Source organism: Pseudomonas sp. W2Aug9 (assembly GCF_023127755.1).
In the GTDB taxonomy this organism is placed as follows: Bacteria; Pseudomonadota; Gammaproteobacteria; order Pseudomonadales; family Pseudomonadaceae; genus Aquipseudomonas; species Aquipseudomonas synxantha_A.
On record NZ_SPKL01000037.1, the window covers coordinates 377,389 to 403,059 of the forward strand.

Genomic DNA, 25,671 nt, shown 5'->3' on the forward strand with positions numbered 1-25,671 from the left:
AGGGGATGGCCAAGGTGCATTCGCGTATCCTAGGGCTTCTTCCGGAGGACCGTGTTACTCATGCTGGTGATTTCCAATAACGTACAGCTGCCCGATGCCGAGATCGAGCTGACCGCCATTCGCGCCCAGGGTGCCGGTGGTCAGAACGTCAACAAGGTGTCGAGCGCAGTGCACCTGCGTTTTGACATTCCTGCCTCGTCCTTGCCGGAGTTCTACAAGGAGCGCCTACTGGCGCTGCGCGACAGCCGTATTACCAGCGAAGGTGTGCTGGTGCTCAAGGCCCAGCAATACCGTACCCAGGAGCAGAATCGTGCCGATGCGTTGGAGCGCCTGGTGGAGTTGATCCAGAGCGCCACCAAGGTCGAGAAAAAGCGCCGTCCGACCAAGCCCACCCTGGGGTCCAAGAAGCGCCGCCTGGAGTCCAAGACCAAGCGCGGCAGCATCAAGGCCGGGCGAGGCAAGGTCGACTTCTAGGCATCGCGCGTTTCCCGGGCCTTGGGTGCCTGGCGGTACAGGTACAGACTCAGCAGCAAACCGGCGGCGGCGGCGAGGGCGGCGAACAGGAAGATCGATGCAAAGCCGAAACCTGCTGCCACGGCGCCCGCCAGTGGCCCGGTGATGCCCAGGGACAAGTCGATAAACAGCGAATAGGCGCCTACCGCCGAGCCACGGCTGGAGGCGGGCACCAGGTTGACCGCCTCCACGCCCAGCGCCGGAAATACCAGAGAAAAGCCGAAGCCGCTCAACGCCGCGCCAGCCAGCGCCAGTTGGGCATCCGGCGCCAGCCACAGCAACAGCAGGCCGAGGACTTCCACCGACAGGCAGGCAATCGCGACGCGAAAGCCGCCAATGCGGTTGATCAAATTGCCAAACAGCAAGCGTGCGCCGATAAAACTGGCGCCGAACAGGCTCAAGGCCCACACCGCGTTATCCCAGTGCTGGGTGGTGTAATACAGGGTGATAAAGGTGGCGATGGTGCCAAAGCCGATGGAGCCCAGCGCCAGCGCGCAACCGTGTGGCAACACGCGGCCCAGCACATTCATGAACGGCAGACGTACGCCGGGTACAATCGGCGCGGCTTGTTTTTTCCAGGCCAACAACACGCCCAGCACGGCGAGCAGAATGATGCTCACGCCCATGCTCCACAGCCCGAACCGGCTGACCAACAGCACCCCCAATGGTGCGCCGACCGCCAGCGCGCCGTAGCTGGCGATACCGTTCCAGGAGATGACTTTGGCGGTGTTCGCCGCGCCAACGCGGCCGATGCCCCAGCCGATCGCGCCTGAACCCACCAGGCTTTCGGCGCTGCCCAGCACCAGTCGACCGATCAACAGGCTGCCCAGGCTCACTGCCGGCAGGCTGGAAAACCACGCCGCCAGCAACATGAACAGGCCACTTGAACCGCAGCCCACCAGGCCAATCAGCACGGCGCGCTTGCTGCCCAGGTTGTCGATAATCTTGCCGGCATAGGGGCGGCTCAACAGGGTCGCCAGGTATTGCACACTGATGACCAGCCCGGCGATCACGGCGCCATAGCCCAATTGGCTATGCACATAGCCCGGCAATACAGCCAGGGGGATGCCGATATTCAGGTAGCCGATAAAGGTAAACAGCACGATGGAGACGACTTGCAGCGTGACGGCCATGGGTCGCTGGGTATCTGGCATGGGAGAGGTCCACTGTCGCAGCAGGTAAAGATAGGCTGCTAATGATACCGGCGCGCAGGCCGGGCAGGGCGGCAAAAATGTAAAACCTCGGAGCAAAGATGCATCAGGCTTGGGCGGGAGCCAGCAATTGAGTCGTCACCAGGGCTGCCAGGGCATTTTCCTGGGTGCCGAAGCGCTTGAGCAGTGCGGCTTGCTTGTCTGCACTGAGGCGGTTCCAGACTTCGACCATCTGCAAGGCAGCGTCGAGCACGGCGGCATCCGGCGTATCGGGAAGGGTTGTGGTCATGATGAGCGTCTCGAATGATTCAGGCAGTGTGGAAAGCGCTCAAAGGTGCGCTTTCCACACGGTCTGGTACGGCGTCAGTCTTGGCGTTTGCTGTCGACTGGTTTTGCTTCTTTGGTCGCAGGCTGCTTGTTGCTGGCCTGCTGCGGTGTTGGCTGCTCGGTTGGGTGCAGGCTTGGGAAGGGGAGATTAGGTATCTCGTGCATCGTCGTCGCTCCTCGCAAGGTCTGTTTTCAATCGCAGGTGATTGCGCGCTCTCAAAAAGCCTTGGCAGGATACAGCACCGTAAATGACAAAAAGACTTTTATCTCGGCGGACGCACAATTTTTAATACTTGCGACGCAAGTGACATGAGAACGCCCCCTAGAACGGTACCTTGCCCAGGATCATGTCGCGGTACATCACGAAATCCCCCAGCAAGCTATAGAACGGGTGCTGAAAGGTCGCCGGACGGTTCTTTTCGAAAAAGAAGTGGCCAATCCAGGCAAAGGTGTAGCCAGCGATTGGCAAGGCCAGCAACAGGAGCAGTGACCCCCGGCCTATGGCGTACGCGAGGATACCGATCACCAGGGTGGTGCCGATGAAATGCAAGCGCCGGCAGGTGCTGTTGCCATGTTCGCTCAGGTAGTACGGGTAAAACTCGGCAAAGCTGTTGAATTTCCTGGTGTTTTCCACGGTGGCCGGCCCTCTGGTTGTTGTGCCGCCCAACAGGTGTTCGGCGGGGAGCTTATTTGAGTCTAGAGTGATCAGTGGTATCAGCCAGTGACAATAGATGCCACTTTAGTATCCTTGGCTTCCTGGCTGCCGTTTGAGCCTGCTTTCAATAAGAAGACGCCATGAGCGAACGAACAACTTCTGCAAGCTGGGCGATGGGGATAGTCAAGGCGTTGGAAATGGACGGCCTGGATTGCCGTGCGTTGTTCAAGCAACTGGGCCTGGACTATGCCGCCCTCAGTGACCCGGACGCGCGTTTTCCCCAGGATTCCATGACCCGCCTGTGGCAGCGGGCGGTGGAGGTGTCAGGCAACCCGGCGATTGGCTTGAACATGGGCAAGGTGGTGCGGCCGGCCTCGTTCCATGTTGCCGGTTATGCACTGATGTCCAGCAACACTCTGGCTGAAGGCTTTATGCGATTGGTGCGCTACCAGCGCATCATCGCCGAAAGCGCCGACTTGAGCTTCCGACTCTTACCCGAAGGCTATGCGTTGATTCTGACAGTGCATGGCGATCATCTGCCGCCGACCCGGCAAAGCGCCGAAGCCTCGCTGGCCAGTGCGCTGGCGCTGTGCGGCTGGCTTACCGGGCGCACCCTGCAACCGCGCAAAGTGCTGCTGCAAGGCGATCAACCAGCGGACCTGGCGCCGTACAAACAGGCCTTCCATGCGCCGCTGCAATTCAATGCGCCCTATGACGCGCTGATCTTCGAGCAAGCCGACATGGATGCACCGCTGCCCACGGCCAACGAGGCCATGGCGCTATTGCATGATCGTTTTGCCGGTGAGTACCTGGCGCGTTTCTCTGAAAGTCGCGTCACCCACAACGCGCGACAGGTGTTGTGCCGCCTGCTGCCCCAGGGGGAGCCCAAGCGCGAAGCGGTGGCCCAGACACTGCATCTGTCCCAACGTACCTTGCAAAGACGTTTGCAGGAGGAGGGCACCAGTTTCCAGGCCTTGCTCGATGACACCCGCCGCGAGCTGGCCGAGCAATACCTGGCGCAGCCAAACATGACCTTGCTGGAAATTGCCTACCTGCTGGGGTTCGCCGACCCGAGCAACTTCTTCCGCGCGTTTCGCCGCTGGTTCAATGCCACGCCCGGCGAGTACCGGGCACGGCTGCAGGAAATGTCGTCGGTCAGTGGCGCCAAAATGCCGGAATACACAGCACAAACACGGTAATGATCTCCAGTCGACCCAGCAGCATGCCCAGCGACAGAATCCACTTGGCTGCATCCGGCAGGGTGGCGAAGTTGCCGGCCGGGCCGATGGTTTCACCCAGGCCCGGGCCGACGCCGGACACGGTGCTGGCGGCACCGGTCAGCGCGGTCATCCAGTCCACGCCCAGCAGTGACAAGGCCAGGGCGATGGTGCAGATGGTAATGGCAAAGAAAAATGAAAAGGTCAGGATCGACCGCACAATTTCTTCGTCGAGGCGATGACCGTTGTACTTTTGCTTGATCACCGCACGTGGGTGGATCAACTGGTTCAAGTTGGCCTTGAGCAGGATATAGGCGACCTGGAAACGGAAGATCTTGATGCCGCCGGCCGTGGAGCCCGAGCAGCCGCCGATAAAGCCCAGGTAAAAGAACAGCATCAGTGAGAAGTTGCCCCACAGGCTGTAGTCCCCCAGTGCAAATCCGGTGGTCGTCATTACCGAAGTCACATTCAGCGCCACATGGCGCAAGGCATCGAGCCAATGCAGGTCGGTGGTCCACCAGTACCAGGTGCCGAGCACCAGCCAGGTCACGAGCAATAGGCCGAGCAAGCCTTGCACCTGCTGGTCCTTGATCAGCGCTCGACGGTTGCCGCGCAACGTGGCCACATACAGGGCGAACGGCAAGCTGCCGAGGATCATCACCACCACCGCGACCCAGTGCACGGCCGGTTGTTTCCAGTGCGCGAGGGACTCATCCGAGGTGGAGAACCCGCCGGTGGAAATCGCCGACATTGCGTGGTTGATCGCATCGAACAAACCCATTCCGGCCCACCAGAATGCCAGGCTGCCGAGGATTGTGATGCCCACATACGCGGCCACGATCAGCCGCGCCACCATGTGCGAGCGGGGCATGACCTTTTCCGAGCGGTCCGAGGATTCGGTCTGGAACAGGCGCATACCACCAATACGCAGCAGCGGCAGGATCGCCACCGCCATGCCGATAAAGCCGATACCGCCGAGCCAGTGCAGCAGCGAACGCCACATCAGGATGCCCGGCGACATGCTGTCCAGGCCGCTCAGCACGGTGGAGCCGGTGGCGGTGATGCCGGACATGCTTTCAAAGAACGAGTCGGTGTAGCTGATGTGCTGGGTCAGCAAAAAGGGCAGGGCGGCGAAGATGCACACCACCACCCAACTGCTGACGGTCAGCAGGTACATGTCCCGGGGGCGCAAGTGCACATGCTCCGGGCGACCGGGGATGACCAGGGCCAACCCGGCGATAAAGGTGATCAGGCTGGCCCACAGGAATGAGGGCAGGTCGCTGGTGCGTTCGAAGATCACCAGGGTGGCCATCGGGATGACCATGGCGACGGCAAGGGTGATCAGGAAGATGCCGATGATGAAACCGATGATACGTAGGGTCGGCAACGCCATGAAGTTCGCTCGGGTGATTGGGCAGAGGCGCCATTCTACCGACGGTGCTGGGCATGTAAACCAGAGTGCTTGAGGTTACCCGGAGCAAAATGTGGGAGGGACTTGCTCCCGATAGCAGCTGATCAGCGCAGAATGTATCTGCTGATCCACCGCTATCGGGAGCAAGTCGAACCGTCGCACCGCCCCTCCCACAAGGTCGCCTTTTTCAGTACCGCAGGGATCAGAACTCGTGATCAGCGCTGTCCGGGTTCAGGTCACTGATGCCCAGCTTGCCGGCAGCGGCCTCGATCGAACCGGTCTGCTTGACCAGGGCGGCAATCGCGTCGCGTACGATCTGGTTGCCCTTGTCGTTGCCTGCGGCGATCAACTGGTCGTAGTGCTCGCCGGCGTTGGCGCGGTCGACCATGACCTGGATCTTCGCTTCGGTTGCCGCCAGGTCCGCCTTGAGGGCGGCATCGGCAGCCGGATCGGCCTTGGCCACCAGGGACGACAGGCTGGCGCCGGTCAGCTTGGTGCCGTCAACGCGGGTGTATTCACCCAGATAAACGTTGCGGATGCCCTTGGCGTCGTAGAACTGCGAGTTGTGGGTGTTATCGCTGAAGCAATCATGTTCGTCTTCCGGCGAATTGGCTTCCAGGGACACCTTCATGCGCTCGCCGGCCAGCTCGCCCAAAGACAGGCTGCCCATGCCGAACAGCATTTTACGCAGGCCGTCGGTAGCCGGATCCGACTCCAGGGTGGCGCGGTAGTTGTCTTCGACGTTGGGTTTCCAGTTGCCGACCATTTCTTCCAGGTCGCTGACCAGCAGTTGAGTCACTGCGCGCAGGTAAGTGCGGCGGCGCTCATTGTGACCGCCGGTGGCACCGTCACCCGTCAGGTAGTCAGAGGCCGGACGGTTGCCCGCGCCTGGGCCGGTGCCGTTGAGGTCCTGGCCCCAGAGCAGGAATTCGATGGCGTGGTAGCCGGTGGCAACGTTCGCCTCGGAACCGCCCAGCTCATTGAGGCTGGCGAGTTTTTCCGGGGTGATTTCCTTGACGTCGATCTTGTCTTCGCCGACCTGGATCTCGCTGTTGGCAATGATGTTGGCGTTGGCGCCCGGGTTACCCAGGGCGTGCTCGTAGGACTTGTCGACGTAGTCGATCAAGCCTTCGTCCAGGGGCCAGGCGTTCACTTGGCCTTCCCAGTCGTCGATGATGGTGTTGCCGAAGCGGAACACTTCACTTTGCAGGTACGGGACGCGCGCGGCGATCCAGGCGGTACGGGCCGCTTTCAGGGTTTCGTCGTTCGGGTTGGCGAGGAAGGTGTCGACCGCTGTCTGCAGGGTTTTTGCGGTGGATTCGGCATCGCTGTATACCGCAAACACCATGTCTGCGTAGTGCGCGACAACCGCCTTGGCGGCTGCTTCGTCGACCTGGCCGGCAGCCGGTGCGGTTGTGCTGGCGGCGGCGGGTGCTTGAGGCGCGGCGGCCTTGTCTTTACCTTCGCCACAACCGGCGAGAGAAATGGCAATGGCCAGCAGACTGGCGGTGGCCAGGGGCATACGAATCATGGCGAACATCCTGCTTCGAGTGTGAATAGGGCGCGCGGGGAGCGCAAAAGCTGCGACATAATGCGAAAGATTTGCATTTTGTGTAAAGGCTTATACGCGGGAAATATTTGGTATTGGTTGGTTAATTCACAGACTCACCGCGTTATTACGCTCGGACTGCTTCAAATAAGCCGCCAGCTCCCGCGCCTGCAGCGGTTTGCTGTAGTGATAACCCTGACCCTCATGGCAGCCTTCGGAGATGATGTACGCCTCTTGTTCGGCGGTCTCCACGCCTTCGGCAATCACCTGCATACCCAGGCTTTTGCCCAGTTGGATAATGGCGCGCACGATCGTTGCGTCATCGTCATCATCCTGCAGGTCCTGGACGAAGCTTTTGTCGATCTTGATCTTGTCCAGCGGCAAGCTTTTCAGGTAGCTCAGGGATGAATAACCGGTGCCGAAGTCATCAATGGCGATCAGCGCCCCGGAGCGACGCAGGCTCAGCAGGTGCTGGGCGGCGGTGCTGATGTCTTCCATCAGGCCGGTCTCGGTCACTTCCAGTTCCAGGCTGCGGGGCGGCAAGCGATAGATCTGCATCAGGTTGTTGACCACCCGCGGCAAATCGGTGTGATGCAGTTGCACGGTGGACAGGTTGACGGCGATGCGCAGCGTGGTGAAGCCCTGATCATGCCATTCGCGCAGTTGCCGGCACGCCTGGTCCAGCACCCATTCGCCGATCGGGATGATGGTGCCGTTCTGTTCCGCCAGCGGAATAAACAGATCCGGCGGTACCAGGCCGTGTTCCGGGTGTTGCCAGCGCAACAGGGCCTCTACGCCGACTACGCGATGGTCGCGGTAGCTGATTTGCGGCTGGTACACCAGGTGGAACTGGTCGCGGCTCAGCGCATCGCGCAGGTCCTTTTCCAATTCGCGGCGCCGGCGCATTTCGCTGTCGACGCTGGCGATGTAGAACTGATAGCGGTTGCGCGAGCGGCTCTTGGCCAGGGTCATGGTCTGCTCGGCTTTTTGCAGCAACTTCTCGGTGCTGTCGCCATCTTCAGGGAACAGCGTGATGCCGATGGTGGCACGCAGCCTGATCAGGTCATGCTCAAGTGCGAACTCCGCCTCCAGGTCATCCAAAATGCTTTGCGCCAGTTCGGCGGCTTCGTAAGGCTGGTCGATATCGGCCTGCACCAGGGCGAACTGGTCGCCTCCCAAGCGGGCAAGCGTGCCGAGGCGTCCGCTGTGGGCGCGCAGGCGATCGGCCAGGGCCAGTAGCAGTTTGTCGCCGGCCTGGTAGGTGAATTGTTCGTTGACGCTCTTGAAATCATCCAGCCCAACGCACAAGACCGCCACCCGGCGCTGCCTGCGGCCGGCGTCAGTGAGGATCTTGTCCAGCTGTTCCTGCAGCTTCTGGCGGTTGGGCAGGCCGGTCAGGAAGTCATATTGGGCCATGCGCAACAGGCTGGATTCGGCCTCGTGGCGCAGGTGGGTATTGCGCTCGATGGACTCGAGCAACTGGTTGGCGGTGTTTATCCACTGCCCCAGTTCGTTGCGTTCGTGGCCCTTGAGCTGAGGGATCTTGTGTGCGCTGGGGCGGTCCGGGTTGATCGATGTCAGGTGCTGGATAATCCGTGAAAGCGGTTTGGTCAGCATCCAGTGATACACCAGGTACAGCACCAGCCCCATGGCCAGGGCGCGCAATACGCCCGAGATAAAGATGATGACCGAGCTGACCAGAAAACCTCTGCCATAGGTGGCGGTATCCAGGGTGATACTGAGGTCGCCGTAATATTCGCTGTAGGGGCCTTTGCCGACCAATGCGGTGGTAAAGGAGCGTTCCTGGCCAAGAATCAGGTCGGTCAACCAGCGGCTGGGGGATTGCTGTAACGCGCGGCTTTTTTCCGCCAGCATGGTCTCGTTGGGATGACCGATGGAGGCCATGCGCACGGCGTCGTCCTGGAACAACCCTTCGATCACTTGCATACCCATCTCGCGGTCCAGGCTGTAGACGGCCTGGGTCGAGGGGTCGCGAAACATGTCGAGGATACGTTGCGCATCGCCAGCCACAGCCTGGCGCGTCTTGTAGGCATCAAAAACAATCTGCGCCACGCTCAACGCCACGCCGACGATCAAGGCCGACAGCAGCACAACCCGTAGCAACTTCACCGACAAGCTGTTTTTGAGTTCCAGCTTCAAAGGGGCATTCCTTGTCTCATGCGGGTGGCCGTCAATATGCCATGAGTATTGGCAATCTGAGGATGGCAGTCAAAGGGACATTGGGGGCTGAGCTCAATTGAGGTTTGAGCTGGATAAACGCAGGTGGGCGCCCGCGGATATTCGGGCTTGTCGTAAACAGGAAAGGCTAGGGGCTGCACGCTCGGCAGGAGAGAAGGCGGAGGAGATCCGCCTTCGAGTGGGTGACGATTTAAGAAAAATTGATCTGACCCTGAGGCTTTGGCTGTTCCCCACCGATCCTGGCGCCTTCACCGACCATGTCCAGGACTTTGTTTGCCATGTCCAGGACTTTGTGTCCCGCGCCCATTGCGCCGTTTGCCAGATCCATCCCTTTATCAGCAATACCCGCCACCATTGGGATTGCACCCATAACCCCTGCTGCCATCGAAATAGGATCCATCGTCATTCTCCACATTGGTTTAGGAGGTTTATTCCTCCTGGCGTTTGTGTGGTGAATTGTTACTGTTGAGTTCCGCTATTTCTGGGCGGTCTGCCTGGCGAGCACAAAAAAGCCCGGCAATCGCCGGGCTCTTTTTACTGAACGCGCTGCTTAGGCAGTGAAGGTCTTGCCTTCGAACTGCTCAGCCACGAACTTCCAGTTGACCAGGTTCCAGAACGCTTCCACATACTTTGGACGCACGTTGCGGTAGTCGATGTAGTAGGCGTGTTCCCATACGTCGCAGGTCAGCAGCGGGGTGTCGCCGCTGGTCAGCGGGTTGCCGGCGCCGATGGTGCTGGCCAGGGCCAGGGAACCGTCAGCCTTTTTCACCAGCCAGCCCCAACCGGAACCGAAGGTGCCGACGGACGTCTTGGTGAACTCTTCCTTGAACTTGTCGAACGAACCGAACGCGGCGTTGATGGCCTCAGCCAGTGCGCCGGTTGGTTGGCCGCCGGCGTTTGGCGCCAGGCAGTTCCAGTAGAAGGTGTGGTTCCAGACCTGAGCGGCGTTGTTGAAGATGCCGCCCGAGGAAGACTTGACGATTTCTTCCAGGGTCTTGCCTTCGAACTCGGTGCCAGGCACCAGGTTGTTCAGGTTCACGACATAGGTGTTGTGGTGCTTGTCGTGGTGGTATTCCAAGGTTTCCTTGGAGATGTGCGGCTGCAGGGCATCGTGTGCGTAGGGCAGCGGCGGCAATTCGAAAGCCATGATGATTCTCCTAATCAGGTCAGTTGCGGTGAGCGCAAGGCCGATCACGGGCGGCCAAACATGCGCCGGGGAGTTTGTACTCTTTGCGGCGCAGGGGTCCGATCATAGCACCGGGGGTGCGGCATAACCACGCAACAACTGTGTGGGATAGAGGTTCCAGCGCGTTTTCAACTATTGGTCAGGCGCTGATCAATTGGTAGGCCACCGAGAACATCATCACCGCCACCAGCAAGTCCAGCAGGCGCCAGGTGGCCGGGCGTGCGAGCCAGGGTGCCAGCCACGCCGCGCCGAGTGCCAGGGTGGTGAACCACAGGAACGAAGCGCTGGCGGCACCGGCCACGTAAGCCCCCGGCTGCGTTTGTTGCGCGCCCAGGGAACCGATCAGCAGCACGGTGTCCAGGTACACATGGGGATTTAGCAGGGTCACCGCCAGCGCGCTCAACAGGACCGCGCGCAATGAGCGGGTCTTGAGACTGGCATCCTGATCCAGGCTCTGTTTCGAACAGGCCCGGCGCAGCGCACATGCGCCATACCACAGCAGGAACGCCGCGCCGCCCCAGCGTGCCACCGCAAGCAGTATCGGGCTCTGGGCCAGCACGGTGGCCAGGCCGAACACCCCGGCGGCCACCAGCAGCGCATCGCAGATCACGCACAAGGCCGCGACGGGCAAGTGATGCTCGCGGCGCAGGCTTTGCGCGAGGACGAACGCGTTCTGGGTGCCGATTGCCATGATCAGCCCGAGGGCCACCAGCAAGCCGTTCATATAGCTCTGCCACATACTGAAGGATCCTTGTTGATGCTTAAACGATGCTGGCTATGGTGCGGGTCGGACCTGTATAAGAAAAACCAATATTGCTGATCGCTCATTAGGAAAACTGATGTTCGACTATAAGTTGCTTTCCGCCCTGGCGGCGGTGGTGGAACAAGCCGGCTTCGAGCGCGGTGCCCAGGTGCTGGGGCTGTCGCAGTCGGCGATCTCCCAGCGCATCAAGCTGCTGGAGGCGCGTATCGGGCAGCCGGTGCTGGTACGGGCCTCGCCCCCAACCCCGACCGCCATCGGCCGACGCCTGCTCAACCATGTGCAACAGGTGCGTTTGCTGGAGCGTGACCTGCAAAGCCAGGTGCCGGCGCTGGACGAGGAGGGTATGCCCGAGCGCTTGCGCATCGCCCTGAATGCCGACAGCCTGGCCACATGGTGGGCCGAGGCCATCAGCGACTTCTGCGCCGAACAGCACTTGCTGCTGGATCTGGTGGTCGAAGACCAGACCGTGGGCCTCAAGCGTATGCGCGCCGGTGAGGTTGCGGCCTGTATCTGTGCCAGCGAGCGCCCGGTGGCTGGCGCTCGCAGCCTGTTACTGGGCGCCATGCGTTATCGGGCGCTGGCCAGCCCGGCGTTTATTGCCCGGCATTTTCCGGCGGGCGTGCGCGCCGATCAATTGGCGCGCACGCCGGCGCTGGTGTTCGGCCCGGATGATTTCCTGCAACACCGTTACCTGGCTTCCCTCGGGGTGAACGGAGGTTTTGAGCACCATCTATGCCCGTCGTCCGAAGGTTTTATTCGCCTGACGGAAGCCGGTCTTGGGTGGGGCCTGGTGCCCGAGTTACAGGTGCGCGACCAGATGGAAACCGGCGTATTGGTGGAGTTATTGCCAGATAAGCCCATCGATGTGCCGCTGTACTGGCATCATTGGCGCAGTGGCGGGCAACTGTTGGGCTTGTTGACCGACCATCTGGCCCAGGTTTGTGGCCACTGGTTGGTGCCGTTGAAGTGATGGTGGGCGTCAAGGCCACAGCGATGAAAAACGAAAGAACACGGAGTACTACATGAAAATTCTGGTCACCGGCGCAAGCGGCTTCATCGGCGGGCGCTTTGCGCGTTTTGCCCTTGAACAGGGCCTGGATGTGCGGGTCAACGGGCGACGCGCCGAGGGTGTCGAACACCTGGTCCGGCGCGGTGCCGAGTTTATCCAGGGTGACTTGAATGATGCCGACCTGGTGCGTGACCTGTGCCGCGACGTTGAAGCCGTGGTGCATTGCGCCGGCGCCGTCGGGTTGTGGGGCAAGTATCAGGACTTTCACCAAGGCAATGTGCTGGTGACTGAAAATGTGGTCGAAGCCTGCCTCAAGCAGCGCGTGGGGCGCCTGGTGCACCTGTCGTCGCCGTCGATCTACTTCGACGGCCGCGACCATTCAGGCATCACCGAAGAGCAGGTGCCCAAACGTTTCAAGCATCCTTATGCCGCCACCAAATACCTGGCCGAGCAGAAGGTCTTCGGTGCCCAGGAGTTCGGTCTTGAGGTGTTGGCGTTGCGCCCGCGTTTTGTCACCGGTGCCGGCGACATGAGCATCTTCCCGCGGCTGTTGAAGATGCAGCGCAAGAACCGCCTGGCCATTGTCGGCGACGGCCTGAACAAGGTCGACTTCACCAGCGTGCACAACCTCAATGAAGCGCTGCTCAGCAGCCTGCTCGCACCCGGCTCGGCGCTGGGCAAGGCGTACAACATCAGTAACGGCGCACCGGTGCCTATATGGGATGTGGTCAATTATGTGATGCGGCAAATGGAGCTGCCCCAAGTGACCCGTTATCGGTCTTACGGTTTGTCCTACAGCGTGGCGGCCTTGAATGAGGCGTTCTGTGCGATGTGGCCGGGGCGGCCGGAGCCTTCGTTATCGCGTTTGGGCATGCAGGTGATGAACAAAGATTTCACCCTCGACATCAGCCGTGCCAGGCATTATCTGGACTACGACCCCAAGGTCACCCTGTGGGCCGCGCTCGATGAGTTCTGCAGTTGGTGGAAAGCCCAGGATCCGGGCCTCAAGTAAGTTCATAACCAGCAACACATCGGGAACCGAATTCGCCGGACCGTGTCGACCTATGCGTCTGGGGCACGGTTTATACTTGCGCCGCTCGGCCTCTGAGCAGCCACCTCATTGATTCAAGGTAGATTCATGCGTAACGATGCAAAAGACGACTTCGACAACGTGCCCAGCCTGCGGGCAGACCTCGGGGACGACGATGATTTCGTGCCGACTGCCGCCACTTCGGTGCGCTCGCGAACCACACCAGTGGTCAAAGTTAAAAGTGCCAGCACCGGCCCGTTGTGGGCGTTGGTAGGCGCATTGCTGATTGCTTTCGCCGGCCTGGCCTGGTGGAGCTTCCAGCAGATTTCCCTGATGGGCCAGCAACTGGTCGCCACCCAGGAAAGCTTCGCCCGCATCAGCGAGGAAGCGGCGGGGCGCCTGCAGGATATTTCCGGCAAGGTCGTGGCCAGCGAAGCCAGCGTGAACAACGGCAGCGAGGCGCTGAAATTGCAGATCAAGCAGTTGCAAGCCCAGTTGCAGGAGCAGGGCAAGCAACAGTTGGGCGTCGCCGGCCAAGCCACCGAGCTGGACAGTCGCCTGGCCCAGATGAGCGCCAGTACCACCGAACTGACGGCTGCCAATGCCAAGCTGCAAGGCCAGGTGCAGGCCCTGACCGACGCTGTCGCCAGCCTCAAGGCGGCCCAAGGTGAGATCAAGGACTTGTCCACTGATGTGGCAGCCTTGAAGAAGCAGGGCAATCCAGGCGCCGCCATCGCCCGTCTTGAGCAGGATTTGCTGGTACTCAAGAGTGCCCAGGAAAACCAGCCTGCCAACGTCGATGCGCCGACCAACAAGGAGTTTGATGTGTTCCGCATCCAGACCACGCGCAATATCACCACCTTGCAGAGCCAGGTGCAGAATCTGAACCAGCGCCTCAATGCGCCTGCTGCGGCCACACCGCTGGGTCAATGAACGAAGTTATGGCCTTTGAATGAGATCTAAATGTAGGAGGGAGCAAGCCCCCTCCCACATTTTGGATTTTCACTTGGAGATTGATTGTCACCAGATAGTGACATTTCTTCTCCCCTTCGTTACTTGCCCCTACCGCGCCCTTGTTTAGACTCCGGTCATCCCACAAAAAACAATAAGGGCCACCCATGACCACCCATCCACTGCCTGCGAGCAGTTGGCTGAATGCACCTGCCCACCACGCCTGGCTCGCCGCTGAAGGCCAGCGCCTGTTGGCGTTCGCCAAGGCATCGCGCCTGCCGGACGGGTTCGGCAACCTCGACGATAAAGGCCAGTTGCCCGCCGATGCCCGCGCCGAAACCATGAACACCGCCCGTATGACCCACAGCTTCGCCATGGCCCATGCGATGGGGCTGCCCGGTTATGCCGAGCTGGTGGCGCATGGCGTGACGGCTCTCAGCGGCCCGCTGCGCGACAGTGAGCACGGTGGCTGGTTCGCCGCGCCCCAAGCCCTGGATGGCAACACCGGCAAAGCAGCGTACCTGCATGCATTCGTGGCCCTGGCCGCCAGCTCTGCGGTGGTGGCTGGCGCGCCGGGTGCGCAAACCTTGTTGAACGACGCCATTCATATCATCGACCAGTTCTTCTGGAGCGAGGAGGAGGGCGTCATGCTTGAATCTTTCGCCCAAGACTGGAGTGGTGTCGAAGGCTATCGCGGCGCCAACAGCAACATGCACGCCACCGAGGCCTTCCTGGCCCTGGCCGATGTCACCGCTGACAGCCGTTGGCTGGACCGTGCGCTGCGCATCGTCGAGCGGGTGATCCACACCCACGCCGCCAGCAACCAGTTCATGGTGATCGAGCACTTTGATGCGCAGTGGAAACCTCTACTGGGCTACAACGAAGATAACCCCGCTGATGGGTTTCGCCCTTACGGCATAACCCCCGGCCACGGTTTCGAATGGGCGCGGCTGCTACTGCACCTGGAAGCTGCGCGCCTGCAGGCCGGGCTGGATACGCCGGCTTGGTTGGTTGACGACGCCAAAGGGCTGTTTGCCAGCGCCTGTGAATATGCCTGGGCCGTGGATGGTGCACCGGGCATTGTCTACACGTTGGATTGGAGTCGGCGCCCGGTTGTACGCGAGCGCTTGCACTGGACCCACGCAGAAGCCAGCGCCGCTGCTCAGGCACTGCTCAAACGTACCGGTGAACTGCATTACGAGATCTGGTATCGACGCATCTGGGAGTTTTGTGAAACCCACTTCATCGATCGGCTCCATGGCAGTTGGCACCACGAACTCAGCCCGCACAACCAACCCAGCAGCAAAATCTGGGGCGGCAAACCTGATCTGTACCATGCCTGGCAAGCGGTCGTGCTGCCTGCGTTACCCTTGGCACCCAGCCTGGCCAGTGCATTGGGCAACGGGCGTTATGTCACCAAGTGGTGACATTTGTGCGTCCCTTTGTTACCTGCGCCTGGAAAATCCCTGTTTAAACTCCGTGCAGCGCAAGCTCTAGACTTGCATGCATAACAACAAGAAAAGGTACTCAGATGAACGCGATTAATCGCCTCGCCGTCGCTATTTCCATTGCCTCGTTGTTTCCCCTCAGTGCATTTGCCGCCGACTCCAAAGGTACGGTGGAAGTGGTGCATTGGTGGACTTCCGGTGGTGAAAAAGCGGCTGTGGATGTCCTGAAGGCCCAAGTTGAGAAAGACGGCTTCACCTGGAAAGACGGTGCCGTTGCAGGTGGCGGTGGCGCCACGGCCATGACCGTGCTGAAAAGCCGTGCGGTTGCCGGCAACCCACCGGGCGTAGCCCAGATCAAAGGCCCCGACATTCAGGAATGGGCGTCCACTGGCCTGCTCGATACCGACGTGCTCAAAGACGTCGCCAAAGAAGAAAAGTGGGATTCCCTGCTCGACAAGAAAGTCTCCGACACCGTGAAGTACGACGGTGACTACGTAGCCGTACCGGTGAATATTCACCGCGTGAACTGGCTGTGGATCAACCCGGAAGTCTTCAAGAAAGCCGGTATCACCAAGAACCCAACCACCCTCGAAGAATTCTACGCAGCCGGCGACAAGCTCAAAGCTGCAGGTTTCATTGCGCTTGCCCACGGCGGCCAGCCTTGGCAGGACAGCACCGTTTTCGAAGCGGTAGTGCTCTCGGTCATGGGGGCTGATGGCTACAAGAAAGCCCTGGTCGACCTGGATAACGGCGCGCTGACCGGCCCGGAAATGGTCAAGGCACTCACCGAGCTGAAGAAAGTCGCGACCTACATGGATGTCGACGGCAAAGGCCAGGACTGGAACCTCGAAGCCGGCAAGGTCATCAACGGCAAGGCCGGTATGCAGATCATGGGTGACTGGGCCAAGTCCGAGTGGACTGCCGCCAAGAAAGTCGCCGGCAAGGACTACGAGTGCGTAGCGTTCCCGGGCACCGACAAAGCTTTCACCTACAACATCGACTCCCTGGCGGTGTTCAAGCAGAAAGACAAAGGCACTGCTGCTGGCCAGCAGGACATCGCCAAAGTCGTGCTGGGTGAAAACTTCCAGAAAGTGTTCAGCATCAACAAGGGCTCGATCCCTGTGCGTAACGACATGCTGACCAAGATGGATTCCTACGGCTTCGACTCCTGCGCCCAGACCGCCGCCAAGGACTTCCTGACCGACGCCAAGACGGGCGGCCTGCAGCCAAGCATGGCGCACAACATGGCCACTACCCTGGCGGTGCAAGGTGCGTTCTTTGACGTAGTGACCAACTACATCAACGACCCGAAAGCCGACCCGGCCGACACCGCCAAGAAGCTGGGTGCTGCGATCAAGTCGGCCAAGTAACACTTGGTAGCGGATTTTTGTGGGAGCCGGGCTTGCCCGCGATGCAGACAACTCGGTGTACCGGTGACACCGAGGTGATGCCATCGCAGGCGAGCCAGCTCCCACACAAACCGCGTTCGACAAGAGACTCACCTTGTAGTCCTTTTTCCCTGTAGTGGATTTTCCCATGAGTTCTGTTGCTGTGTTCAGCAAGGCCTCGCCGTTCGATGTGCTGCAACGCTGGCTACCCAAACTGGTGCTGGCGCCGAGCATGTTCATCGTGCTGGTAGGCTTTTACGGCTACATCCTGTGGACGTTCGTGCTGTCGTTCACCACTTCCACGTTCCTGCCCAGCTACAAATGGGCGGGCCTGGCGCAGTATCAGCGGCTGTTCGACAACGACCGCTGGTGGGTGGCGAGCAAGAACCTGGCCGTATTCGGCGGCATGTTCATCGGCATCACCCTGGTGATCGGTGTGCTGCTGGCGATTTTCCTCGACCAGAAAATCCGCCGCGAAGGCTTTATCCGCACCATTTACCTGTACCCGATGGCGCTTTCGATGATCGTCACCGGTACCGCCTGGAAATGGCTGCTCAACCCGGGCATGGGCCTGGACAAACTTCTGCGGGATTGGGGCTGGGAAGGCTTCCGTCTCGACTGGCTGATCGACCCCGACCGCGTGGTCTACTGCCTGGTGATCGCCGCTGTGTGGCAAGCCTCGGGCTTTATCATGGCGATGTTCCTGGCTGGCCTGCGTGGGGTTGATCAATCGATCATCCGCGCCGCCCAGATCGACGGTGCCAGCCTGCCGCGCATCTATTGGAGCGTGGTGCTGCCAAGCCTGCGTCCGGTGTTCTTCAGTGCAGTGATGATCCTGGCGCACATTGCGATCAAGAGCTTCGACCTGGTGGCGGCGATGACCGCGGGTGGCCCGGGCTATTCGTCCGATCTGCCGGCGATGTTCATGTACTCGTTCACCTTCAGCCGTGGCCAGATGGGCATGGGCTCGGCCAGTGCAATCCTGATGCTCGGTGCGATCCTCGCGATCATCGTGCCGTACCTCTACTCCGAGCTGAGGACCAAACGTAATGACTAGTCTCGCCTCCAAACCTGCCATCAGCCTGAGTCGTATCGCGATCTATGCGGTGCTGATCCTCGCCGTGCTGCTGTACCTGGTGCCGCTGGTGGTGATGCTGCTCACCAGCTTCAAGACTCCCGAAGACATCAGCAGCGGCAACCTGCTGAGCTGGCCGACCGTGGTCAGTGGCATCGGCTGGGTCAAGGCCTGGGCCACTGTGGATGGCTACTTCTGGAACTCGATCAAGATCACCGTTCCAGCCGTGCTGATTTCCACCGCCATTGGGGCCTTGAATGGCTATGTGTTGTCGTTCTGGCGCTTCCGAGGTTCGCAACTGTTCTTTGGATTGTTGCTGTTCGGCTGCTTCCTGCCGTTCCAGACCGTGCTGCTGCCCGCGTCGTTCACCCTCGGCAAGATGGGCCTGGCGAGCACCACCACCGGCCTGGTGTTTATCCACGTGGTCTACGGCCTGGCGTTCACCACGCTGTTCTTCCGTAACTACTACGTAAGCATCCCGGATGCGCTGATCAAGGCGGCACGCCTGGACGGTGCGGGTTTCTTCACCATCTTCCGGCAGATCATTCTGCCGATGTCGACGCCGATCATCATGGTCTGCCTGATCTGGCAGTTCACGCAGATCTGGAACGACTTCCTGTTCGGCGTGGTGTTCTCCAGTGGCGACTCGCAGCCCATCACGGTGGCGCTGAACAACCTGGTCAACACCAGCACCGGGGCCAAGGAATATAACGTGGATATGGCGGCGGCGATGATCGCCGGGCTGCCGACCCTGCTGGTCTATGTGATCGCAGGCAAGTATTTCGTGCGCGGCCTCACGGCCGGCGCGGTCAAGGGGTAATCATGGCTACGCTTGAACTTCGCAATGTAAACAAAACCTACGGCGCCGGCCTGCCCGACACCTTGAAGAACATCGAACTGTCGATCAAGGAAGGCGAATTCCTGATCCTGGTCGGCCCTTCGGGGTGCGGCAAGTCCACGCTGATGAACTGCATCGCCGGCCTTGAGACCATCACCGGCGGCGCGATCATGATCGGCGACCAGGATGTCAGCGGCATGAGCCCCAAGGACCGCGACATCGCCATGGTGTTCCAGTCCTACGCGCTGTACCCGACCATGAGCGTGCGCGAGAACATCGAATTCGGCCTGAAGATCCGCAAGATGCCGCAAGCCGACATCGACGCCGAAGTCGCACGCGTGGCCAAGCTGCTGCAGATCGAACACCTGCTCAACCGCAAGCCGGGCCAACTGTCCGGTGGCCAGCAGCAGCGTGTGGCCATGGGCCGAGCGCTGGCGCGGCGGCCGAAGATCTACCTGTTCGACGAACCGCTGTCCAACCTCGACGCCAAATTGCGCGTCGAGATGCGCACCGAAATGAAGCTGATGCACCAGCGTCTGAAAACCACCACCGTCTACGTCACCCACGACCAGATCGAAGCGATGACCCTGGGCGACAAGGTGGCGGTGATGAAGGACGGCATCATCCAACAATTCGGCACGCCGAAAGAAATCTATAACGACCCGGCCAACCTGTTTGTGGCAAGCTTTATCGGTTCACCACCGATGAACTTCGTGCCTTTGCGCCTGCAACGCAAGGACGGTCGTCTGGTCGCGCTGCTGGACAGCGGCCAGGCCCGTTGCGAGCTGCCGCTGAGCATGAACGACGCCGGGCTTGAAGACCGCGATGTGATCCTCGGCCTGCGCCCGGAGCAGATCGTGCTGGCGGCGGGCGAGGGCAATGGCTCCTCGAGTATTCGTGCCGAAGTACAGGTGACCGAGCCCACCGGCCCGGACACGCTGGTGTTTGTGCAGCTCAACGACACCAAGGTCTGCTGCCGCTTGGCGCCGGACGTCGCGCCGCAGGTGGGCGAGACCCTGACGCTGCAATTCGACCCGACCAAGGTGTTGCTGTTTGACGCCAAGACCGGTGAGCGATTGGGGACTGCTGGCTCACTGGGGGCATCTGTGGGAGCCGGGCTTGCCCGCGATGGTGTCACCGCGTTGTAACTGCAGGACTGAGGCGCCTGCATCGCGGGCAAGCCCGGCTCCCACAGGAAAAAGAAGATAACCAGTTGTTTTAATTAAAAAATGTAACCCGCGTTAGATAAAAACAGTTTAATAACAATAAAGACGAGGATGTAGGGATGAAAAAGCAACACAACAACACCCGGCTGATCTGCCAGCTGTCAGCGGTAGCAGCCCTGGTTTTGTCCGCCAATGCGATGGCGGATGAAGCCTTCAGTGCCGATTCCAAGTGGATGACCGGCGATTGGGGCGGCGAGCGTACCAAGCTGATCGAGCAAGGTATCGACATCAAGGCCGACTACGTTGGGGAGATGGGCTACAACGCTCACGGTGGCTACAACGACGACAAGACCGGTCGCTACTCTGACCAGTTTGGTCTTGGCGTGGCACTGGACCTGCAAAAACTGTGGGGCTGGGATAACACCCAGGCCAAGATCCAGTTGACCAATCGTAATGGCCAGAACATTTCCAATGACCGTGTTGGTGATTCCAGCAGAGGTCCGGCGACTTTGAGTTCCTCTCAAGAAGTCTACGGTCGCGGCCACATGGTGCGACTGACCCAATTGTGGATCCAGCACCAATTCCTCGATGGCAAGTTGGACGTTAAAGCCGGTTACTTCGGTGAAGGCGAAGACTTCAACACTTTCCCCTGCGATTTTCAGAACCTGGCGTTCTGCGGCTCCCAAGTGGGTAACTGGGCCACCAACATCTGGTACAACTGGCCGGTCAGCCAGGCCGCTCTGCGTGTGAAATACCACATCACGCCTGAGCTGTATGCGCAAATTGGCGCGTACAACCAGAACCCCTCGCAGCTTGAACACGGCAACGGCTTCAAGCTCAGCGGCAGCGGCACCAAGGGCACTGTATTGCCGGTAGAACTGGTTTGGTCACCCAAGGTCAACGGCCTGCCGGGCGAATACCGTGTGGGTTACTACAAGAGCACGGCTGACGCCAGTGACGTGCGCGAAGATGCTAATGGCAATGACGCTGCGATCAGCGGTGACGGTTATCGCGTTCACAGCAGCAAACACGGCTACTGGGGCGTCCTTCAACAGCAACTCACTACACATAACGGCGACGCCTCTCGTGGTCTGAATATTGCCGCCAACGCGACGTTCCACGATAAAGACACTAACTTCATCGATAACTATCAGTCGCTGATGCTTGTGTACAAAGGCCCCTTCGATGCGCGTCCAAAAGATGACGTCGGTATTGGTTTCGCCCGTATCCACGTTAACGATGATGTGAAGAAAAACGCTGAGTTGCTGAACGCAGGTGGTGGCTTCACCGACTACGACCAAGCCGGTTTCACGCCGGTGCGCAGCACAGAATACAACTACGAAATCAATTACGGCTTCCACGTGACCAACTGGCTGACCGTGCGCCCCAACCTGCAATACGTTACCCACCCAGGTGGCAATGACGAGATCGACAACGCCTTGGTCGCCGGCCTGAAAATTCAGTCTACCTTCTAACGCTGTTGCGATAAGCTCCTCTCTCTGTGCGCATTTGCGGGTAGCCATGGCTATCCGCTTTTTTTTGGCTTGCACTGTGATATTCGGAACCTGTGCACATGCATGAGCAACCGCTGCAACGCTTTTTCAAATCCCTGCGCGAGCGGCCGGTGTTCGCCTGGGAGCGCTTTCAGATGCGCGATGTGTTGGTGATCGACCACCCCCTGTGCCAGGCGGTGTTCAGTCGCCAGGGTGCGCAATTGCTGCACTTTCAACCGACGGGCCAGAAGCCGTGGCTGTGGTGCGCCGCCAAATGGCCGCAAGTCGGGGCTATCCGTGGTGGCGTACCGGTGTGCTGGCCGTGGTATGGCCGTCACCCCAGCGAAAATGCGTGGCCGTCCCATGGCTGGGCGCGCCTGATTGACTGGAAGCTGCTCGACAGCAGCACCGATGACGATGGCGTGCGCCTGCACTGGCAATTGCAATTGTGCGACTGGCAGGTGGACTTGCACGCGCACTTGGGCGAAACCCTGGAACTGCGCCTGAGCACCGAGCACCAGGACGAGTTGCCGTGCCAGTTGAGCCATGCTTTGCACGCTTACTGGCGTATTGGTCACGTTGACGAGGTAGCGCTGTCTGGGCTCGACGGCGCGCAAGGTTATGATCAGCTCAACCGTCAGGTCTGCCAGCAGGAAGGTGAACTGCGGGTCGACGGCGGTTGTCAGCGGGTGTTCCAGCACGAGGGTGAATTGCAACTCAAGGATCACGCCTGGCAGCGCGAACTGTGCATCGACACCGGCGACAGCGCCGACACGGTGGTGTGGCATCCGGGCAGCCGACCATTACTGGGCGTGAGCTTTAACGAGGCGTCGGGGTTTGTGTGTGTGGAATCGGCGATGGCCGGGGCGAGCCTGGCGCCGGGGGAGAGGGCGCATTTGAGTCTGCAGGCTCGGGCTGGAGCTTAGCGGTGTGGCTGATGGCGCTATCGCAGGCAAGCCAGCTCCCACATTTGAAGGTATTCACACATCAAACTGTGGGAGGGGGCTTGCTCCCGATGAGGCCAGTGCAGCCAACACAGGTCCAGGCTTAGTTGAACTCATCCCCCACCGGATACCGGCTGTCATTCAAGCTCTCTTTGATCTTGCGCAAATGCGGCTGGAAATCCACTCCGCGGCGCAGGGTCATGCCGGTCGCCAGCACATCCAGCACGGTCAATTGGATGATCCGAGAAGTCATCGGCATGTAGATATCGGTGTCTTCCGGCAACGGGATGTTCAGGCTTACTGTACTGGCCTTGGCAAGCGGCGAGTTTTCGGCGGTCACGCCCAACACTGACGCACCGTTTTCCCTGGCGATACGCGCCACTTCCACCAGTTCGCGTGTGCGCCCGGTGTAGGAAATGATCACGAACAGCTCGCCGGTATGCGCCACCGAAGCGATCATGCGCTGCATCAGCACGTCCGCATGAGCGGTCACCGCCAGGTTGAAGCGGAAAAATTTGTGCAGCGCATCCATGGCCACCGGCGCCGAGGCGCCCAGGCCGAAGAAGTGGATCTGGCGCGCCTGGATCAACAGATCCACGGCCTTGCTGATCAGCGCCGGGTCCAGGGCCTGGCAAGCGCTGTCCAGGGACGCAATGGCGCTGCCAAAGATCTTCTGGGTGTAGGCCTCGGGGTTATCATCGGCCTCCACGGCACGGCTGACATACGCGGCGCCACTGGCCAGGCTTTGCGCCAGCTGCAATTTAAGTTCAGGGTAACCGCTGACGCCGAACGAACGGCAGAAGCGGTTGACCGTCGGTTCGCTGACCGAGGCGGCCTGGGCGAGGGCGGCGATCGAGAAGCGTGTAGCCTGCTGCGGGTTGAGCAGGATGACTTCAGCGACTTTGCGCTCGGCCTTGTTTAATTCTTCGAGGCGGTTCCGGATCTGTTCCAGAAGATTTCGCACGCGGTCCATTCAGTCTTTCCTTCGGGCGACGATGCAAATAAAGGGCGGCAACCAATCGACGACTGGCTTTTCGCGGTGGCCTATCCTACTGAGGGTAGCTGAACACCACCACTCGCAATGCGTATTTCCGGAAAATGTTGTGGTTATTACTACATTTTTCCTTGAGTGATGCCTTGAAAAAAGGTATTTGTAGCTTAACTTGATAAAAGAACAAACATCATGCCTTCGATAACCGTAGAACCCTGCACCTTTGCCCTGTTTGGCGCCTTGGGTGATCTGGCGCTGCGCAAGTTATTTCCTGCCCTCTATCAACTCGATGGCGCCGGGCTGCTGCACGACGATACACGCATCCTGGCCCTGGCCCGTGAAGCCGGCAGCGAGCAGCAACATCTGGCCCATATCGAAAAAGAATTGCGTAAATACGTCGGCAAGGAACTCGACGAGGCCGTGGCCGCGCGCTTCCTTGCGCGCCTGGCCTACGTGCATGTCGACTTCATGAAGGCTGACGACTACGTCGCCCTTGCCGAGAAGGTCGGCGGCGAGCAACGCCTGATCGCCTACTTCGCTACCCCCGCGGCGGTGTACGGGGCTATCTGCGAGAACCTTTCCAAGGTGGGCCTGGCGGAAAACACCCGCGTGGTCCTGGAAAAGCCCATCGGTTCGGATCTGGAATCCTCGCGCAAGGTCAACGATGCGGTGGCGCAGTTTTTCCCGGAAAACCGCACCTACCGTATCGACCACTATCTGGGCAAAGAAACCGTCCAGAACCTGATCGCCCTGCGTTTCGCCAACAGTCTGTTCGAAACCCAGTGGAACCAGAACTACATTTCTCACGTGGAAATCACCGTGGCCGAGCAGGTCGGCATCGAAGGCCGTTGGGGTTACTTCGACAAGGCCGGCCAGCTGCGCGACATGATCCAGAACCACCTGCTGCAGTTGCTTTGCCTGATTGCCATGGACCCGCCGGCCGACCTGTCCGCCGACAGCATCCGCGACGAGAAGGTCAAGGTGCTCAAGGCCCTGGCGCCGATCAGCCCCGAGGGCCTGACCACCCAGGTGGTACGCGGCCAATACATTGCCGGCTACAGTGCCGGCAAAGCCGTGCCGGGTTATCTGGAAGAAGACAATTCCAACACCCAGAGCGACACCGAGACGTTCGTCGCCCTGCGTGCCGATATTCGCAACTGGCGTTGGGCCGGGGTGCCGTTCTACCTGCGTACCGGCAAACGTATGCCGCAAAAGCTGTCGCAGATTGTCATCCATTTCAAGGAACCGTCCCACTACATCTTCGCCCCCGAGCAGCGCCTGCAGATCAGCAACAAGCTGATCATTCGCCTGCAACCGGACGAAGGTATTTCCTTGCGCGTGATGACCAAGGAGCAGGGCCTGGACAAGGGCATGCAACTGCGCAGCGGGCCACTGCAACTGAATTTTTCCGACACCTATCGCAGCGCACGCATCCCGGATGCCTACGAGCGGTTGTTGCTGGAAGTGATGCGCGGCAATCAGAACCTGTTTGTTCGCAAAGATGAAATCGAAGCTGCGTGGAAGTGGTGTGACCAGTTGATCGCCGGCTGGAAAAAGTCCGGTGATGCACCCAAGCCATATGCGGCGGGGTCCTGGGGGCCGATGAGCTCGATTGCACTGATTACGCGGGATGGGAGGTCGTGGTATGGCGATATCTGAATTGAAACTGCCTCAGGGCGTTACTGCCCATGAGTACCGTACGCCCACGCTGCTGGCCGATGGCCTGGCCCATGACGTGGCCGAACAACTGCGCGCTGCCATCAGCGCCCGTGGCGAGGCGACGCTGGTGGTGTCCGGTGGACGCAGCCCCGTGGCGTTTTTCCAGAACCTGGCCAAGCAGGGGCTGGACTGGTCCAGGGTCACTGTCACCCTGGCCGATGAACGCTGGGTACCGGTCGAACACGCCGACAGCAATGCCGGCCTGTTGAAGCAGCACCTGCTGCAAGGCCCGGCAGCCGCGGCCAGGTTCCTCAGCCTGTACAGTGCCGCCGCCAACCTTGAAGACGCTGCCGAGCAGGCCGATCGCCTGCTGGCCGAACTGCCCGGCATTGATGTGCTGGTGCTGGGCATGGGCGATGACGGCCACACCGCCTCGCTGTTCCCCAACAGCCCCAACCTGTCTGACGCACTGAAGGCCGACGGTACTCGCCGTTGCTGGCCGATGCTGGCGCCAACCGTGCCGCACCAGCGCCTGACCATGAGTCGTGCGCTGCTGGCGACGGCCAACTACACCGTGCTGTCGATTTCCGGCAGTTCGAAATTGACCACCTTGAGCGCCGCGCTGGCCAGCGACGATGTTGCTGCCATGCCGATTCGCGCGTTTTTGCAACCTACTCTAGAGATTTACTGGTGCCCATGAGCCAAGGA

24 protein-coding genes are annotated in these 25,671 nt (G+C 60.1%); 14 read left to right on the top strand and 10 right to left on the bottom strand.

Annotation, left to right across the window (positions count from 1 at the left end; genetic code table 11):
* Nucleotides 1–60: 60 nt before the first annotated feature.
* Nucleotides 61–474: an alternative ribosome rescue aminoacyl-tRNA hydrolase ArfB gene (arfB, locus tag E3O56_RS26265; protein WP_003193787.1), complete on the top strand. Its 414-nt coding sequence runs from the start codon at nucleotides 61–63 to the stop codon at nucleotides 472–474.
* Here the strand turns inward: arfB and E3O56_RS26270 are convergent.
* The 3 genes from E3O56_RS26270 to E3O56_RS26280 form a co-directional block, all read right to left on the bottom strand.
* Nucleotides 471–1,667 carry an MFS transporter gene (locus tag E3O56_RS26270; RefSeq protein WP_248129193.1) on the bottom strand — a complete coding sequence of 399 codons (1,197 nt, stop codon included), beginning with the start codon at nucleotides 1,665–1,667 and terminating at the stop codon, nucleotides 471–473. The genes arfB and E3O56_RS26270 overlap by 4 nt on opposite strands.
* 103 nt (nucleotides 1,668–1,770) lie before the next feature.
* Nucleotides 1,771–1,953, bottom strand: a complete 183-nt coding sequence (locus E3O56_RS26275) for a hypothetical protein (RefSeq protein ID WP_032879737.1) — start codon at nucleotides 1,951–1,953, stop codon at nucleotides 1,771–1,773.
* A gap of 360 nt (nucleotides 1,954–2,313) precedes the next feature.
* On the bottom strand, nucleotides 2,314–2,625 hold the full coding sequence (locus tag E3O56_RS26280) for a DUF962 domain-containing protein (RefSeq protein WP_005790802.1): 312 nt from the start codon (nucleotides 2,623–2,625) through the stop codon (nucleotides 2,314–2,316).
* A gap of 161 nt (nucleotides 2,626–2,786) precedes the next feature.
* Here E3O56_RS26280 and E3O56_RS26285 point away from each other — a divergent pair, with 161 nt between their 5' ends.
* A complete protein-coding gene (locus tag E3O56_RS26285; RefSeq protein WP_032879739.1) occupies nucleotides 2,787–3,845 on the top strand; it encodes an AraC family transcriptional regulator in 1,059 nt (352 codons plus the stop codon).
* Here E3O56_RS26285 and E3O56_RS26290 read toward each other — a convergent pair.
* The 6 genes from E3O56_RS26290 to E3O56_RS26315 all read right to left on the bottom strand — a co-directional run bounded on the left by E3O56_RS26290 (nucleotide 3,802) and on the right by E3O56_RS26315 (nucleotide 10,947).
* Nucleotides 3,802–5,256 carry a TrkH family potassium uptake protein gene (locus tag E3O56_RS26290; RefSeq protein ID WP_032879741.1) on the bottom strand — a complete coding sequence of 485 codons (1,455 nt, stop codon included), beginning with the start codon at nucleotides 5,254–5,256 and terminating at the stop codon, nucleotides 3,802–3,804. The two genes, E3O56_RS26285 and E3O56_RS26290, sit on opposite strands and share 44 nt — an antisense overlap.
* A gap of 220 nt (nucleotides 5,257–5,476) precedes the next feature.
* Nucleotides 5,477–6,805, bottom strand: coding sequence for an imelysin family protein (locus E3O56_RS26295; RefSeq protein ID WP_078822164.1), 1,329 nt, complete (start codon nucleotides 6,803–6,805; stop codon nucleotides 5,477–5,479).
* 126 nt (nucleotides 6,806–6,931) lie between these two features.
* Nucleotides 6,932–8,983 (bottom strand): GGDEF domain-containing phosphodiesterase, encoded by a 2,052-nt coding sequence (locus tag E3O56_RS26300; protein ID WP_248129194.1) that lies wholly within the window; start codon nucleotides 8,981–8,983, stop codon nucleotides 6,932–6,934.
* A 229-nt stretch (nucleotides 8,984–9,212) separates the two neighbouring features.
* Complete coding sequence (locus E3O56_RS26305; protein ID WP_146097885.1) at nucleotides 9,213–9,422, bottom strand: hypothetical protein; 210 nt, start codon at nucleotides 9,420–9,422, stop codon at nucleotides 9,213–9,215.
* A gap of 150 nt (nucleotides 9,423–9,572) precedes the next feature.
* A complete protein-coding gene (locus E3O56_RS26310) occupies nucleotides 9,573–10,169 on the bottom strand; it encodes a Fe-Mn family superoxide dismutase (protein WP_003212997.1) in 597 nt (198 codons plus the stop codon).
* Between the two features lie 178 nt (nucleotides 10,170–10,347).
* Entirely contained in the window at nucleotides 10,348–10,947 is a 600-nt protein-coding gene (locus tag E3O56_RS26315) for a LysE/ArgO family amino acid transporter (RefSeq protein ID WP_103734744.1), read from the bottom strand.
* A gap of 100 nt (nucleotides 10,948–11,047) precedes the next feature.
* On the opposite strand from E3O56_RS26315, the gene E3O56_RS26320 reads away from it, so the two are divergent.
* The 10 genes from E3O56_RS26320 to E3O56_RS26365 all read left to right on the top strand — a co-directional run bounded on the left by E3O56_RS26320 (nucleotide 11,048) and on the right by E3O56_RS26365 (nucleotide 22,295).
* Nucleotides 11,048–11,941, top strand: coding sequence for a LysR family transcriptional regulator ArgP (locus tag E3O56_RS26320; RefSeq protein ID WP_248129195.1), 894 nt, complete (start codon nucleotides 11,048–11,050; stop codon nucleotides 11,939–11,941).
* A gap of 52 nt (nucleotides 11,942–11,993) precedes the next feature.
* Entirely contained in the window at nucleotides 11,994–12,992 is a 999-nt protein-coding gene (locus E3O56_RS26325; RefSeq protein ID WP_032879753.1) for an NAD-dependent epimerase/dehydratase family protein, read from the top strand.
* Between the two features lie 126 nt (nucleotides 12,993–13,118).
* Nucleotides 13,119–13,943: an ATPase gene (locus E3O56_RS26330; protein WP_032879754.1), complete on the top strand. Its 825-nt coding sequence runs from the start codon at nucleotides 13,119–13,121 to the stop codon at nucleotides 13,941–13,943.
* 185 nt (nucleotides 13,944–14,128) lie between these two features.
* Nucleotides 14,129–15,388 (top strand): AGE family epimerase/isomerase, encoded by a 1,260-nt coding sequence (locus E3O56_RS26335; RefSeq protein ID WP_032879755.1) that lies wholly within the window; start codon nucleotides 14,129–14,131, stop codon nucleotides 15,386–15,388.
* A gap of 104 nt (nucleotides 15,389–15,492) precedes the next feature.
* Complete coding sequence (locus E3O56_RS26340; RefSeq protein WP_032879756.1) at nucleotides 15,493–16,779, top strand: ABC transporter substrate-binding protein; 1,287 nt, start codon at nucleotides 15,493–15,495, stop codon at nucleotides 16,777–16,779.
* Nucleotides 16,780–16,945: 166 nt separating this feature from the next.
* Nucleotides 16,946–17,854 carry a sugar ABC transporter permease gene (locus E3O56_RS26345; RefSeq protein ID WP_003193765.1) on the top strand — a complete coding sequence of 303 codons (909 nt, stop codon included), beginning with the start codon at nucleotides 16,946–16,948 and terminating at the stop codon, nucleotides 17,852–17,854.
* On the top strand, nucleotides 17,847–18,692 hold the full coding sequence (locus tag E3O56_RS26350; RefSeq protein WP_005790778.1) for a carbohydrate ABC transporter permease: 846 nt from the start codon (nucleotides 17,847–17,849) through the stop codon (nucleotides 18,690–18,692). The genes E3O56_RS26345 and E3O56_RS26350 overlap by 8 nt, the downstream gene beginning before the upstream one ends.
* A gap of 2 nt (nucleotides 18,693–18,694) precedes the next feature.
* On the top strand, nucleotides 18,695–19,858 hold the full coding sequence (ugpC, locus tag E3O56_RS26355; protein WP_032879757.1) for a sn-glycerol-3-phosphate ABC transporter ATP-binding protein UgpC: 1,164 nt from the start codon (nucleotides 18,695–18,697) through the stop codon (nucleotides 19,856–19,858).
* Nucleotides 19,859–19,995: 137 nt separating this feature from the next.
* Complete coding sequence (locus tag E3O56_RS26360) at nucleotides 19,996–21,351, top strand: carbohydrate porin (RefSeq protein ID WP_032879758.1); 1,356 nt, start codon at nucleotides 19,996–19,998, stop codon at nucleotides 21,349–21,351.
* A gap of 98 nt (nucleotides 21,352–21,449) precedes the next feature.
* On the top strand, nucleotides 21,450–22,295 hold the full coding sequence (locus E3O56_RS26365; protein WP_005790774.1) for a D-hexose-6-phosphate mutarotase: 846 nt from the start codon (nucleotides 21,450–21,452) through the stop codon (nucleotides 22,293–22,295).
* Nucleotides 22,296–22,416: 121 nt separating this feature from the next.
* Here E3O56_RS26365 and E3O56_RS26370 read toward each other — a convergent pair whose 3' ends face one another.
* A complete protein-coding gene (locus E3O56_RS26370) occupies nucleotides 22,417–23,277 on the bottom strand; it encodes a MurR/RpiR family transcriptional regulator (protein ID WP_169856377.1) in 861 nt (286 codons plus the stop codon).
* A gap of 219 nt (nucleotides 23,278–23,496) precedes the next feature.
* On the opposite strand from E3O56_RS26370, the gene zwf reads away from it, so the two are divergent.
* On the top strand, nucleotides 23,497–24,963 hold the full coding sequence (gene zwf / locus E3O56_RS26375) for a glucose-6-phosphate dehydrogenase (RefSeq protein WP_032879759.1): 1,467 nt from the start codon (nucleotides 23,497–23,499) through the stop codon (nucleotides 24,961–24,963).
* Nucleotides 24,950–25,663, top strand: coding sequence for a 6-phosphogluconolactonase (gene pgl, locus E3O56_RS26380; protein WP_216092013.1), 714 nt, complete (start codon nucleotides 24,950–24,952; stop codon nucleotides 25,661–25,663). The genes zwf and pgl overlap by 14 nt, the downstream gene beginning before the upstream one ends.
* Nucleotides 25,664–25,671: the final 8 nt, after the last annotated feature.